The 13337-nt window shown below is 67.6% G+C and carries 13 protein-coding genes; 12 read left to right on the forward strand and 1 reads right to left on the reverse strand.

Annotated elements, in window-relative coordinates; all coding sequences use genetic code 11:
- Positions 1 to 5: 5 nt before the first annotated feature.
- From Q5H94_RS02225 to Q5H94_RS02270, 10 genes are all read left to right on the forward strand, one after another.
- Positions 6 to 1682 carry an FAD-dependent oxidoreductase gene (locus Q5H94_RS02225; RefSeq protein WP_304559540.1) on the forward strand — a complete coding sequence of 559 codons (1677 nt, stop codon included), beginning with the start codon at positions 6 to 8 and terminating at the stop codon, positions 1680 to 1682.
- A gap of 86 nt (positions 1683 to 1768) precedes the next feature.
- Positions 1769 to 2938: an isovaleryl-CoA dehydrogenase gene (locus Q5H94_RS02230; RefSeq protein ID WP_304559542.1), complete on the forward strand. Its 1170-nt coding sequence runs from the start codon at positions 1769 to 1771 to the stop codon at positions 2936 to 2938.
- A 100-nt stretch (positions 2939 to 3038) separates the two neighbouring features.
- On the forward strand, positions 3039 to 3386 hold the full coding sequence (locus Q5H94_RS02235; protein ID WP_304559544.1) for an ArsC family reductase: 348 nt from the start codon (positions 3039 to 3041) through the stop codon (positions 3384 to 3386).
- 12 nt (positions 3387 to 3398) lie between these two features.
- The gene (locus tag Q5H94_RS02240) at positions 3399 to 3680 is read left to right on the forward strand and encodes a DUF427 domain-containing protein (protein ID WP_304559546.1); all 282 of its coding nucleotides are present in this window, start codon (positions 3399 to 3401) and stop codon (positions 3678 to 3680) included.
- Between the two features lie 59 nt (positions 3681 to 3739).
- Positions 3740 to 4180 carry a hypothetical protein gene (locus Q5H94_RS02245; protein WP_304559548.1) on the forward strand — a complete coding sequence of 147 codons (441 nt, stop codon included), beginning with the start codon at positions 3740 to 3742 and terminating at the stop codon, positions 4178 to 4180.
- Between the two features lie 47 nt (positions 4181 to 4227).
- Positions 4228 to 5088, forward strand: coding sequence for a 3-methyl-2-oxobutanoate hydroxymethyltransferase (panB, locus tag Q5H94_RS02250; protein ID WP_304559549.1), 861 nt, complete (start codon positions 4228 to 4230; stop codon positions 5086 to 5088).
- Positions 5089 to 5159: 71 nt separating this feature from the next.
- Positions 5160 to 5873: a tetratricopeptide repeat protein gene (locus Q5H94_RS02255; RefSeq protein WP_304559550.1), complete on the forward strand. Its 714-nt coding sequence runs from the start codon at positions 5160 to 5162 to the stop codon at positions 5871 to 5873.
- Complete coding sequence (locus Q5H94_RS02260) at positions 5870 to 7246, forward strand: PQQ-like beta-propeller repeat protein (protein WP_304559551.1); 1377 nt, start codon at positions 5870 to 5872, stop codon at positions 7244 to 7246. The genes Q5H94_RS02255 and Q5H94_RS02260 overlap by 4 nt, the downstream gene beginning before the upstream one ends.
- 119 nt (positions 7247 to 7365) lie before the next feature.
- A complete protein-coding gene (der, locus tag Q5H94_RS02265) occupies positions 7366 to 8763 on the forward strand; it encodes a ribosome biogenesis GTPase Der (protein WP_304559554.1) in 1398 nt (465 codons plus the stop codon).
- Positions 8764 to 8875: 112 nt separating this feature from the next.
- The gene (locus Q5H94_RS02270; RefSeq protein WP_431312130.1) at positions 8876 to 9292 is read left to right on the forward strand and encodes an Hpt domain-containing protein; all 417 of its coding nucleotides are present in this window, start codon (positions 8876 to 8878) and stop codon (positions 9290 to 9292) included.
- Positions 9293 to 9406: 114 nt separating this feature from the next.
- On the opposite strand, the gene Q5H94_RS02275 is transcribed toward Q5H94_RS02270, so the two are convergent.
- On the reverse strand, positions 9407 to 11749 hold the full coding sequence (locus tag Q5H94_RS02275; RefSeq protein ID WP_304559557.1) for a coiled-coil domain-containing protein: 2343 nt from the start codon (positions 11747 to 11749) through the stop codon (positions 9407 to 9409).
- Between the two features lie 83 nt (positions 11750 to 11832).
- On the opposite strand from Q5H94_RS02275, the gene Q5H94_RS02280 reads away from it, so the two are divergent.
- Positions 11833 to 12126, forward strand: coding sequence for an Hpt domain-containing protein (locus Q5H94_RS02280; protein ID WP_304559558.1), 294 nt, complete (start codon positions 11833 to 11835; stop codon positions 12124 to 12126).
- A gap of 44 nt (positions 12127 to 12170) precedes the next feature.
- The gene (locus Q5H94_RS02285; protein ID WP_304559559.1) at positions 12171 to 13331 is read left to right on the forward strand and encodes a hypothetical protein; all 1161 of its coding nucleotides are present in this window, start codon (positions 12171 to 12173) and stop codon (positions 13329 to 13331) included.
- Positions 13332 to 13337 lie beyond the last annotated feature (6 nt).

The following is a 13337-nucleotide window of genomic DNA, read 5'->3' on the forward strand; positions in this document are numbered from 1 at the left end:
GATCGATGAGCAATCTCGACCAACGCCGCGACCAGATGTTCCCGGTGTTGACCGGCCCGCAGATCGACGTCGCGCGGCGCTTCGCCAGCGGTGAGGCGCAGGCGTTCGAACCCGGCGCGACGATCTTCGGCATCGGTGATGTCGGGGCACCCGCGTGGCTGGTTCTCGAAGGATCGATCGCGGTGATCCGCCGCGACGGGCTCAATCACGATGCGGCCGTGACGGAGCATCACGTCGGGCAGTTCAGCGGCGAAGTAAATCAGCTATCCGGGCGGCCGTCGATAGCGGGCGGCAGTGCTGGCGCGGACGGCTGCACCGCGCTCCCCTTCGATGCCGCGCATCTGCGTGCGCTGATGGTTGGATCGGCCGATATCGGCGAGACGGTGATGCGCGCGCTTATCCTCCGCCGCGTCGGCTTGATCGAGGAAGGCGGTGCGGGGTCGATCATCATCGGCGCGCCGAACAGCCCGGAGGTCACCAGGCTGCAGGGCTTCCTCGCGCGCAGCGGCTATCCGCACCTCGTGCTCGACGCGGCGTCCGATGAGGAGGGCAAGGCGCTGATCGAGCGGAGCGGTGTGCTGCCCGAGGAATTGCCGCTGATGGTCTGTCCCAACGGCACGATCCTGAAACGCCCGACCACCGCCGAAGTGTCGATCTGCCTCGGCATGATGCCGCAGCTCGACCCCGACAAGGTTTACGACGTCGCGGTCGTGGGTGCGGGGCCGGCCGGGCTGGCGGCGGCGGTCTACGCTGCCTCCGAAGGGCTGTCGGTGCTGGTGCTCGACGAACGCGCGATCGGCGGGCAGGCGGGCGCATCGGCGCGGATCGAGAATTACCTCGGTTTCCCGACCGGCATTTCCGGCCAGGCGCTGGCGGGCCGCGCCTTCAGCCAGGCGCTGAAGTTCGGCGCGGAGATCGCCATTCCGCTCGGCGTCCACGGCTTCGATTGCCCGCCCGATCACGTGCCGGGCGATCCGCTCGTGCTGGAGCTGGCCGACGGGCGCGTGCGGGCGCGCGCGGTGATCATCGCCAGCGGCGCGCGCTATCGCCGGCCCGATATCGCCGATCTCGATCAGTTCGAAGGCGCGGGCATTTCTTACTGGGCGTCGCCGATCGAGGCGAAATTGTGCGAGAACGAGAAGGTCGCGCTGGTCGGCGGCGGCAATTCCGCCGGGCAAGCGATCGTGTTCCTCGCGAGCAGGGCGAAGGAGGTGAACGTCGTCGTTCGTCGCCCGCTGGAGGAGACGATGTCGCGCTATCTGATCGACCGGATCGCGGCCTTGCCCAATGTCGAACTGCATGTCGGCAAGGAAATCTGCGGGCTGAAGCGCGACGCGGCGGGCGGCCTGTGCGGCGCGACCTTCCGCGATCGCAAGACCGGCGAGGTCAAATCGTGCGATTCGCGCCATCTGTTCCTGTTCATCGGCGCCGACCCGAACACCACCTGGCTGCAGGATTGCGTCGATACCGACGACAAGGGTTTCATCGTGACGGGCAAGTCCGATCTGCCGCTGGAGACGAGCATCCCCGGCGTCTTCGCGATCGGCGACGTGCGTGCGGAATCGACCAAGCGCGTCGCGGCGGCGGTCGGCGAGGGCGCGGCGGTGGTGGCGCAGATCCACGCCATGTTCGCACGTGTGAAGGCAGAGGGCGGTGTGGAGAAGGAGCCGGTCGCGGCCTGATCGCTACGGCGAACCCAAGTTCGCCGTAGCGACGGTTTCGCGCCGTCCGCGCGCCTGCTAACGGTCGGGCTTTGGTGAGGATAGACATGACGCCCGAACTGGATTTCGCGCTCGGCGAGACGGCGGAGATGATCCGCGACACGACGCAGCGCTTCGCGACCGATCGCATCGCGCCGCTCGCCGCGAAGATCGACGCGGAGGACTGGTTCCCGCGTGACCTGTGGCCGGAGATGGGCGCGCTCGGGCTGCACGGCGTGACGGTGCCGGAGGCGGACGGCGGGCTCGGGCTCGGGTATCTGGAGCATGTCGTCGCGGTCGAGGAAGTGTCGCGCGCATCCGCCTCGGTGGGGCTGAGCTACGGCGCGCATTCGAACCTGTGCGTCAACCAGATCGCGCGCTGGGCCAATGCCGAGCAGAAGGCGCGCTATCTGCCGAAGCTGATCTCGGGCGAGCATGTCGGCAGCCTCGCCATGTCCGAAAGCGGCGCGGGCAGCGACGTCGTTGGCATGAAGCTGAAGGCGGAGAAGAAGGGCGACCGCTACGTCCTCAACGGCACGAAGTTCTGGATCACCAACGCGGCCTATGCCGACGTGCTCGTGGTCTATGCCAAGACCGGCCAGGGAACAGATGGTGGCGGATCGCGCGGCATCACCACCTTCCTGATCGAGAAGGATTTCCCCGGCTTCGCGATCGGCCAGAAGATCGACAAGATGGGGATGCGGGGGAGCCCCACCGCCGAGCTCGTCTTCACTGACTGCGAGGTACCCGAGGAAAACGTGATGGGCCCGCTCAACGGCGGTGTCGGCGTGCTGATGTCGGGCCTCGATTACGAGCGGACGGTGCTGGCGGGCATCCAGACCGGGATCATGCAGGCCTGCCTCGACGTGGTGCTGCCCTACATTCGTGAGCGCAAGCAGTTCGGCCAGCCGATCGGCGGGTTCCAGCTGATGCAGGCCAAGATCGCCGATATGTACGTCGCGCTCAATTCGGCGCGGGCCTATATCTACACCGTCGCGCGCAATTGCGACGCGGGCAAGACAACGCGCTTCGACGCGGCGGGCGCGATCCTGCTGGCGAGCGAGAATGCCGTGCGCGTGTCGCTGGAGGCAATCCAGGCGCTGGGCGGGGCGGGCTACACCAAGGACTGGCCAGTGGAGCGTTTCGCGCGCGATGCCAAGCTGCTCGATATCGGCGCGGGGACGAACGAGATCCGCCGGATGCTGATCGGGCGGGAACTGATCGGGGCGGGAAACTAGCCGTCGCCCCGGCGCAGGCCGGGGCCGCTGGAGTAACTGGCGAGCGACCTGACACGAACACAGCGGCCCCGGCCTGCGCCGGGGCGACGATGAGGGGCAGATGACGACGATCTACGGCATCAAGAACTGCGACACGATGAAGAAGGCCCGCACGTGGCTCGACGCGCAGGGCGTGGCCTATGATTTTCACGACTATAAGGCCGTGGGCATCGATCGTGCCTCGCTCGAACGCTGGGTCGACAAGCTCGGCTGGGAGACGGTGCTCAACCGCGACGGCACGACCTTCCGCGCGCTGCCCGACGCCGACAAGGTCGACCTTACGCCCGCCAAGGCCATCGACCTGATGCTGGCGCAGCCCTCGATGATCAAGCGGCCGATCCTCGAAAACGGCTCCGTGCTGCTGGCGGGCTTCAAGCCCGATACCTATCTTGCGGCAGGACTTGGTTGAAAGGACGCCGCAATGCCGACCGCGACATGGAACGGGGCGGTGCTCGCCCGATCGGACGACACCGTCGTCGTCGAGGGCAATCACTATTTCCCCGCCGACAGCATCGATGCCGCGCTGTTCGAGGATAGCGACACGCACAGCCATTGCCCGTGGAAGGGCGACGCCAGCTACAAGTCGATCGTCGTCGGCGGAGAGCGCAACGCGGACGCCGCCTGGTATTATCCCGATCCCAAGCCCGCCGCCGCCGAGATCAAGGACCGCTTCGCCTTCTGGAAGGGCGTGAAAGTCGCCTGATTGCGTTTTCGCAATGAACCGGGCAGGTTCCTTCGCATAATAACCGAGGGGATTGCGCGATGGCCTCGTTCGGGAAACTCCGGCCGCCGATCTGGTTCTACGTCATCGGCGTGCTGCTGCTGCTGTGGGGCGCGATGGGCGTCTACGCTTTCTATGCCGACGTAACGATGAGCGCGGCCGATCTGGCCAAGCTCCCCGCCTATGATCAGCGCCTGCTGGCGAGCCGCCCCGTCTGGTTCCCCTGGCTGTACGGTGCGTCGGTATGGAGCGGATTGATCGGCTCCGCGCTCTTGCTGGCACGCTCGGCACATGCGCGGTGGCTGTTCATCGTCTCGCTGATCACCGTGGTGGTGATGTTCGGCTTCATCTTCATCGCGACGGATCTTATCGCGGTGAAGGGCGTGGGCGTCGCAATGGGCTTTCCGGTGTTCATCTTCGCGATCTGCGTGCTGGAAGTCTGGCTGTCGGGCCATGCGATCAAGCGGCGCTGGATCGGCTAGCACGATCGGACTCGCCGCCGCCTTTGCCGCGCGCTATTCGGACGTCCATGTCCACGACCTTCACCATCGACACCTCGACCAGCCGCGCCAACCCGACGCCCGCGCCGATGAAGCGGCTGACCGTCCCCGCGATCCGCAACCGCAAGGGCAAGGAGCCGCTTGTGATGCTCACCGCCTACACGGTGCGCATGGCGCAATTGCTCGATCCGCATTGCGACATCCTGCTGGTCGGCGACAGCCTGGGCCAAGTGATCTACGGCTTCCCGTCGACGCTGCAGGTCACGCTCGATCTGATGTCCGCGCACGGTGCCGCCGTGGTGCGCGGCAGCTATCATTCGGTCGTCGTCATCGACATGCCCTTCGGCAGCTACGAGGCAAGCCCCGAACAGGCCTTCGCCTCGGCCTCGCGCCTGCTCGCGGAGACGGGCGCTGCGGCGGTGAAGATGGAGGGCGGCGCGGCGATGGCGCCGACCGTCGCCTTCCTGTCGGAACGCGGCATTCCGGTGATGGGCCATGTCGGCCTCACCCCGCAGGCGGTCAACGCGCTCGGCGGCTACGGCGCGCGCGGCAAGACCAATGCCGAGCATGACAAGATCATCGGCGACGCGCGCGCGATCGATCAGGCGGGGGCCTTCGCGATCGTCGCGGAGGGGATCATGGAGCCGCTCGCCCGCACGCTGACCGGGGAGGTGTCGTGCCCCGTCATCGGCATCGGCGCGTCCGCGCAGTGCGACGGGCAGGTGCTCGTCACCGAGGATATGCTCGGCCTGTTCGAGCGCACCGCGCGCTTCGTGAAGAAGTATGACGACATGGCTGGCCGTATTTCCGCCGCGGTCGAGACCTATGCGGGCGAGGTGCGCAGCCGGACATTTCCCGGCCCGGAACAGACCTATCTGCCGAAGGATTGACCGCTTCCCCTATATAAGCGACCCCGCTAAGGTCCGTGCCTTCCTCCCCCCGCTTTGACTGGAGTTTCTCGTTGGCTGTTCCGCCGAATACCGATGCCGCATTTCTTCGCGAGGTCGATGAGGAACTGCGCCGCGACCAGATGGTCGGCGCGTGGAAGCGGTACGGACGGATCGCCGTCGCCGCGCTTGTGCTCGCACTGGCGGCGTTCGGTGGCTGGCTGATCTATCAGAACCAGCGCCAGGCCGCTGCGGGCGTCGAGGGCGAGCTGCTGTCGAAGACGTTCGACGACCTCGCCGCGAAGAAGGTCGATGCCGCCGCCAAGCCGCTCGCCGATCTCGCCAAGTCGGACGGCCCCGGCTACAGCGCCGTCGCGCGCTTCACCCAGGCCGATCTGCTGCTGCAGAAGGACGATACGGCGGGCGCCGCGAAGATCTTCGCCGCCATCACCGCCGATCAGAAGGTGGCGCAGCCGTTCCGCGATCTCGCGCTCGTCCGTCAGACGTCTGCGGAATTCGACACGCTCAAGCCGCAGGTCGTGATCGACCGGCTGCGCGGGCTGGCGGTGAAGGACAATCCGTGGTTCGGCAGCGCCGGCGAGCTCGTTGCCGCCGCCTATGTGAAAAGCGGCCAGCGCGACAAGGCCGCCGCGCTGTTCTCGCAGATCGCCAAGGGGGACGACGTACCCGACACGATCAAGCAACGTGCGGTTCAGATGAGCGGACTATTGGGTGTGGACGCCCCCGAGAAAACTGGCGACCAGGCTGAGGAAAAGAAGGCGAAATGAGGAAATCGAACGCGATCCTGCTCGCGGTGGCGACGGCGTCCTTTGCGCTGAGTGGTTGTGCGGCGCTGAAGGGCAAGAAGAAGACGCCGACGCTGGGCGAACGCATCCCGATCCTCGCCTCCGAAAGCGAGGTCAATGCCGACAAGACGATCGGCGAGGTTCAGGTCTTGCTGCCGGCCCCGGCGGAGAACGACGCCTGGGCGCAGCCCGGCGGCAGCGCCTCCAAATCGATGGGGCAGGTCGCGCTCGGCTCGTCGCTTTCGCGGCGCTGGAGCGTGTCGATCGACGGCGGATCGAACCGCCAGCGGCTCGGCGCGACGCCGGTGGTCGGCGACGGCATGTTGTTTGCCGTAGACGTCGAAGCGACCGTTCACGCCTTCAACGCCGATACCGGCGCGAAGCTGTGGACTGCCGATATCGCCAAGGGCAGCAACAAGAAGAACCGCGCGGCGCGCTTCGGCGGCGGCGTGAGCTATGAGGATGGCCAGGTCTTTGCGACCGACGGCCTCGGCGACGTCGTCGCTTACGACGCCAAGACCGGCGCCGAGAAGTGGCGCGTCAAGCCGGGCGGTCCGCTGCGCAACGCGCCGACGCTCGCGCTGGGGCAGGTGCTGGTGCTGAGCCAGGATAACCAGTTGTTCGCGTTGTCGCAGGCCGATGGATCGGTCGTCTGGACGGGCTCGGGCAGCCTCGAGACGCAGGGCGTGTTCGGCGTCGCGGCACCCGCCGTCGCGCAGGGCACGGTGGTTGCGGGCTTCTCCTCGGGCGAGCTCAATGCCTATCGTTACGAGAACGGCCGCACGCTCTGGGCCGACGCGCTGTCGCGCTCGAGCATCTCGACCTCGGTGTCGAGCCTTGCCGACATCGACGCCGATCCCGTGATCGATCGCGGCACGGTGTTCGCGGTCGGGCAGGGCGGCCGCACCGTCGCGCTCGAAATCGCTTCGGGCACGCGGCTGTGGGAACAGAATTTCGCCGGCATCTCGACGCCGTGGGTGGCGGGCGAGTGGGTGTTCGTCGTGACCGACGACGCGCGCCTCGTCTGCCTCGCGCGCGCGACCGGCAAGGTGCGCTGGATCAGCCAGCTCCAGCATTTCCGCAGCGACAAGTACGATCGCGAGGGCAATCGCAAGCTGCCCAAGCCCGGCAAGAAGGAGAACCGCAAGAACCAGATCAGCTGGTTCGGCCCGGTGCTCGCCGGCGGGCGGCTGATCCTGACCAATTCGGTCGGCCAGATCGTCTCGGCATCGCCCGACGACGGCAAGGTCTTGTCGAAGATCAACGCCAAGCAGAGCTTCACGCTGCCGCCGATCGTCGCCAAGTCGACGCTCTACGTGCTCGACCAGAAGGGCCATATCGTCGCGTACAAGTGAGGGCGTTTCGTCATCTCAGCGAAAGCTGGGATCTCCCTGTGACGGCCCGCGCGCCTGCCTCGAGAGACCCCAGCTTTCGCTGGGGTGACGAAAGCACACAGTTGCCGTAAGGGCTGATCATGCCCAGTCTCCCCGTGGTCGCGATTATCGGCCGTCCCAATGTCGGCAAGTCGACCTTGTTCAACCGTCTCGTCGGCAAGAAGCTCGCGCTCGTCGACGATACCCCCGGCGTCACGCGCGACCGGCGTGAGGGCGATGCGACGCTGATCGGCATCGATTTCCGCGTCATCGATACCGCCGGCTACGAGGACGAGGACGCCGCGTCGCTGCCCGGCCGCATGCGCCAGCAGACCGAGGCCGCCGTCGCGCAAGCCGATGTCGCGCTGTTCCTCGTCGACGCGCGCGCCGGCATCGTCCCGCTCGACGAGGAGATCGCGCGGTGGCTGCGCGGCTCCACCACGCCGATCGTGCTCGTCGCCAACAAGGCGGAAGGGAAAGCGGGCAACGACGGCATCCTCGAATCGCTGGCGCTCGGCTTCGGCGATCCGGTCGAATTGTCGGCGGAGCATGGCGAGGGGCTGGTCGAGCTGTTCGACGCGCTGCTGCCCTTTATCGAGCCCGAGAAGAACCCGGACGGCACCGACATCCCCAATGCTGACCCCGAAGAGGAATACAGCCCCGACGCGCCGCTGAAGCTCGCCATCATCGGCCGGCCGAATGCGGGCAAGTCGACGCTGATCAACAAGATCCTCGGCGAGGAACGGCTCATCACCGGGCCGGAAGCGGGCATCACGCGCGATTCGATCGCGATCGACTGGATGTGGCACGACCCGGACCGCGAGCCCGGCGACGATGCGCGCAAAGTCCGGCTGATCGACACCGCCGGCATGCGCAAGCGCGCCAACGTGCAGGAAAAGCTCGAGAAGCTCGCCGTCGCCGACGCGCTGCACGCGATCGATTTCGCCGAGGTCGTCGTGCTGCTGCTCGATGCAACGCGCGGGCTCGAGTCGCAGGATCTGCGCATCGCCGACGCCGCGCTGCAGGAGGGCCGCGCGCTGATCGTCGTCATCAACAAATGGGATGTGGCCGAGAACGGATCGAGCCTGTTCAACGGCATCAAGGGTGCGCTTGAAGAGGGGCTCAGCCAGATCAAGGGCATGCCGGTGCTGACCGTCTCGGCGATCACCGGCAAGGGCATCGACACGATGCTGAAGGTCGCGTTCGACACCCGCGAGGCGTGGTCCAGGCGGGTCGGCACGGGCGAGCTGAACCGCTGGTTCGAACGCGCGGTCGAGGCCAATCCGCCGCCCGCGCCCGGCGGCAAGCGCATCAAGCTGCGCTACCTGACGCAGGCCAAGACGCGGCCGCCCGGCTTCGTGCTGTTCGGCACGCGAGTCGACCAATTGCCAATGAGTTACCAGCGATACCTCATCAACGGCATCCGTCGCGATCTCGGCTTCGGCGCGGTTCCGGTGCGGCTTACCTTGCGCGCGCCGAAGAACCCGTTCGACCGCTGACAGTTAGCCTGAAGTCGCAAACAAATACGCAAGCTCGTCAACGCATCCTTTACTCGATCGCGCGTACAAACTGCCTTGAAAGCATCCCGATCATGGTGACCGGGATGAGGAGATTGCGGTGTCTCTCGACGATCGAAGCCTAGTCGACTGGACGGCTTTCGCACGCTCGCGCAACGAACTCGGCGCCGGTTTCGTGCGCATCCTCGGCTATTTCCGTGAGGACGGCGTCAAATCGGTCGCCGCGATCGAAGCGGCCATGCGCGCGCAGAACGCCGCCGGCCTGGTGATTCCCGCGCACACGCTAAAGGGCGAGTCGCGTCAGTTCGGTGCGGAGCCGCTCGGTATGCTGGCGGAGCGGATCGAGACGATCGCACGCGATTCGGTCGAGAATCGCGACACGCCCGACGAAGCGCTGGAGCTGGTGGTCGAACTCCGCCCGCTGTTCGAACGCACGCTGAGCGTGCTGGAGCGCGAAGCCAATCCGATCGTGGAGCGCCGCGTCGGCGGCTTCGGACGGCGCGCGGGCTGAATCAGGCCAAACCAAAACACCGTTAGCCCTGAGCTTGTCGAAGGGCTGTACTTCTTGGCTAGAAGAAAGGGCAGGGCTTCGACAAGCTCAGCCCGAACGGCATGATTTCAGAGCCTAAGTCCGCAGCCGCTCGATCGCCTGCGCCAGCGCCACGTAGAGCTTGCCCATATCCGAAGACAGCAAGGTTACGCCGAGTGGCGAGCCGTCGCGCTGCGCCAGGATCGCGCGCAGCATCGCCTCGAAATCGTGGATGTAACGATTGACCTGTTCGCGGAATGCATTGTCGTCGTCGTAGAGCCGCGCGATCTCGCGCGCCTCGCCTGAATCGAGCAGCCGCACTGCACGGCGCGTGAAGACGCCGCGGTCGCCGCGCAGATACGCGGCCCACGAACTGTCCGACACTTCGGCGGAGAAGGTCTTGGCGATGTCGATCGACGCGGAGTTGAGCGCCTCGATCAGCAGCGAGACGCGGCGCGCGAAATTGTCCTCTTCGGCCTTCTCGCGTTCGTTGCGCGCTTGTTCGATCCGCGCCTCGACGATCGCGCTGGTCTGCGTGATCGTCGCAACCTGTGCGCTGAGCTTGGCGGAGACGCGCTCGGCGACCGAGGCGGCGCCCTCGGCGGCCTCGCCGATCGCGGCGATCTGGCGCTCGAAACTTTCCGTCGTGGCGCGCTTCAACGCATCGCTGCTCGCCGCCTGCAGCGCTGCGGCCGCGTCTGGGATGACCGACGCCAGCGTCTCGCGCGCGCGGTCGGCGGCGGCGCTGGCGGTATCGCGGACACGCAGCAGCGCCTCGACCAGGCGCGGCGCGGCCTCCTCGGTGAAGCGGTGGCTCTGTGCGATCGTCTCGTCGACCGACGCGCCGAGCGCCAGCGCCTTGTCGTTGCTGGCGGCCAGCGTCTCGAGCAACGTCACGGCGAGCTTGTCGGCCTGATCGCGCTGGCCGTGGATCACGGTCGCGATCGCCTCGATCGCGTCGTGCGTGCTTTCGGCCGCGGAGACGAGCGCCATCAGCTCGGGCTTCGAATCGATCACCACCTGGCGGCTGGCGGCAATCCGCTCGTCCATGCGGATCAGCGCCTGCGGCACGGTCTCGTCGATCTCGCGCGTGGCGGCGTCGAGCGCGACGAGCAGGCGCTCGGTCGTCTCGATCGTCTCGCGCGCGGTGACGTCGCCGGCCTTGATGCGCTCGGCCATCGTCTCCGCCGAGGCACGCAGCGCATCCATCGACACGGCAAGCTCGTGCCCGCGTGCCGCCTCGCGCATGTGGAACTGCTCGAAATCGACCGACACGCGGCTGAGCCCCGTTCCCAGCGTCGAGATCAGATCGTTGGAGGCGTGGTGCTGGTCGGAAAGGCTGGCGGCGACGCGGTCGATCATTTCCTCGATCGCACCGATGCGGCCGGCCAGCGCCTCGACGCTGTCCTTGGCGGTGCGGTCGAGCGCGGCCTGGTTGGTGCCGAGCATCGCCAGCATCGCTTCGCCCTGCGTCGCGATGCCCTTGCGCGCCTCGTCGACCGCATTGGCGGTGCGGCCGAGCAGATCGTCGACGGCGGTCGACATCGCGCCCGTCACCTGTTCGAGCCGCGCGCCCGCCGATTCGCTGGTCGCCTCCATGCGCAGCAGATGCGCCGCGAGCTTCTGCGCCGCGCCGCCGGTGATCGTGTCGGCCTCGCGGCCCCGGTCGGCGAGCGCGGTAAGCTGCGCGTCGAGCGCCGTCGCGCTTTCGCTGACCGTGACCGACGCCTGCCTGAGCGCATCGGTCAGCGACACCGTCTGCTCGCCCGCGCGCGGCAGCACGTTCAGCAGCACTTCGAGATTGCCGCGCGCATTGTCCGACAGGGCGGAGAAGGCGCGCGCATTCTCCTCGGCGCGGGCGATCTCGGCGGCCATGCCCGAACCGAGCGTGCCGAAGCGGGCGTTGCTGCTCTCTCCGATCGCGGTGAGCGCGACGGCATGGTCGGCAAGCTGGCGGCGATTGTCCTCGATCGCGGCCGAAAGCGACGCGACGGTGCGTTCGAGCGACGCGGCCTCCTCGCGCATTGCGCGCGCGGTCGTGCCGAAGCGCGCGGCTTCCGCGCGACTGGTGCGCAGCGTCAGCAGCAGCAGCACGCCGATCAGGGCGGGCGGCACGCACAATGCGGCGATGAACCCGGCCAGCGCCATCGGCTCGGCCGCGGCGATGCTGCCGCGCGCAAGCCACAGCATCCCGGCGATCCACGCGACTGACACGATGCCGCCGAGCGTGGGCAGCACCCATCCGAAACTCCGCGGCTTTTTCGGCTCCTGCAGGACGAGATCGATCAGGTCGTACGGCTCCTCGTCGGGCTCCGGCGATGATTGCTGCTGCTCGGTGTCGATGCCGGCGCCCTCTTCGATATCCGCGGAATTGACGCTCGGCTTGACCGTGGTTGCCATGCCCTTGCGCAGGTCGATGATGTGCGAACCCCCGTTCATACCATCTGTTTACCACGTTTTTGCCACGGGGAAACCTCCGTACGAAACCTTGCCTTAAGTGCTCGGCGGCTATCGCTGCGGACATGGCTTATGATCCCGGTGCAATCGATGCGACTCTGGCGGCGGCGTTGGGCGACCAGCCCGAACTGATCGCGGAGCTGCGTTTCGCCTTCATGGAAAGCGCCGGCCGCGCGCTCGACGCGCTCGAGGGCGCGCAGGATGCCGCCGCATGGCGTGCCGCCGCCAATCGCCTGAAGGGCCTTGCCGCCAGCTTCGGCGCGATCCGGCTGATGGCGATCGCCGGCGAAGCGGCCGAGGTGGAGCCGGGCGACGCGGCGATGATCCGTCGCCTGCGGCGCGCCGTCGAACGGCTGTAACCCAGCTTTTGCCTTTACCGGCCTGACCGCTTAACACCCCGCCGATGCTGGCGGGGCTCATTTTCGCGACGGAAGACGCCGACGACAAAGCGGGGACGCTTGCCGAGACGTTGCCGTTCGGCGGGCTCACGCTCATCGAGTTTCAGGCGCGGCTGCTGATCGCGGCCGGCGCGACGCAGATCGTGCTGGCGGTCGCGCGGATGACGCCGGGGCTGCTCGGCGCGATCAGCCGCATCGGACGGCGCGGCGTGTCGGTCGATGCGGTGCGCACGGCGGCGGAGGCGATCGAGAAGCTCCATCCGCTCGCGCGCGTGCTGGTCGTGGCGGACGGGCTCGTCACCACCGGCGATGCGGTGATGGCGCTGGTCGACGAGAGCGGCGAGGGCATCCTCGTCATCGACGACGAGGATCCGGCGTTCGAACGCATCGGCGTCGCCACCGCCTGGGCCGGCATGGCGCTGGTCGAGGCGCGGCGGATCGCCGACGTCGCCGCTTTGCCGCGCGATTACGATTTCCAGTCGACGCTGCTGCGCGTGATCGCACAGAGCGGCGCGGCGCACGTCCACCTTCCCGCGGAGGCCGAGATCCATCACGCGATCGAACGCGATTCGCGCGCGCTGGCGGCACTCGGCAATGCGACGATCGCGAGCCTCGTCGCGCGCCCGGTGCGCTGGGCCGATCGCTACATCGCCGCCCCCCTGGCGCGCGCCGCCTTGCCGCACCTGTTCGCGCAAGGGGTGCCGACCTGGCCGCTCGGCGCGGGGACGGGCGTGCTCGGGCTGATCGGGCTGGCGGCGATCTATTTCGGCTGGGGCGTGGTCGGGCTGGTGACGGTCCTCGTCGCGGCGCTGCTCGGCACGACCGGGTCGACGCTGGCGTGGCTGCGCGACGAGGACGGCCTCGCGCGCGGCCTCGCCATCGCCAGCCCCGCGCTCTCCGCGCTCTCCGTGGTCGCGGTCGGCGGATCGACCGGGCAGGCGACCGGATGGATGCTGGCCGTCGGGGCGCTCGTCGCCAGCCTGCTGGTCGAGCGAATCACCCGCGCCGCACATCCCCGCCGCTGGTGGTCTAGCCCGCTCGCCGCACCCCTCCTGATGCTCGCGCCGGTGCTGGTGGGGGAGGCGCTCGTCGCCGTCGGGGTCGTCACGCTCTACGCGGTCGTCACCCTTGCTTCGGCAATCGAGGGGCTGAGTCATGAAAAATGACCCGAA

Source organism: Sphingomonas immobilis (genome assembly GCF_030580995.1).
GTDB classification, from domain to species: domain Bacteria; phylum Pseudomonadota; class Alphaproteobacteria; order Sphingomonadales; family Sphingomonadaceae; genus Sphingomonas; species Sphingomonas immobilis.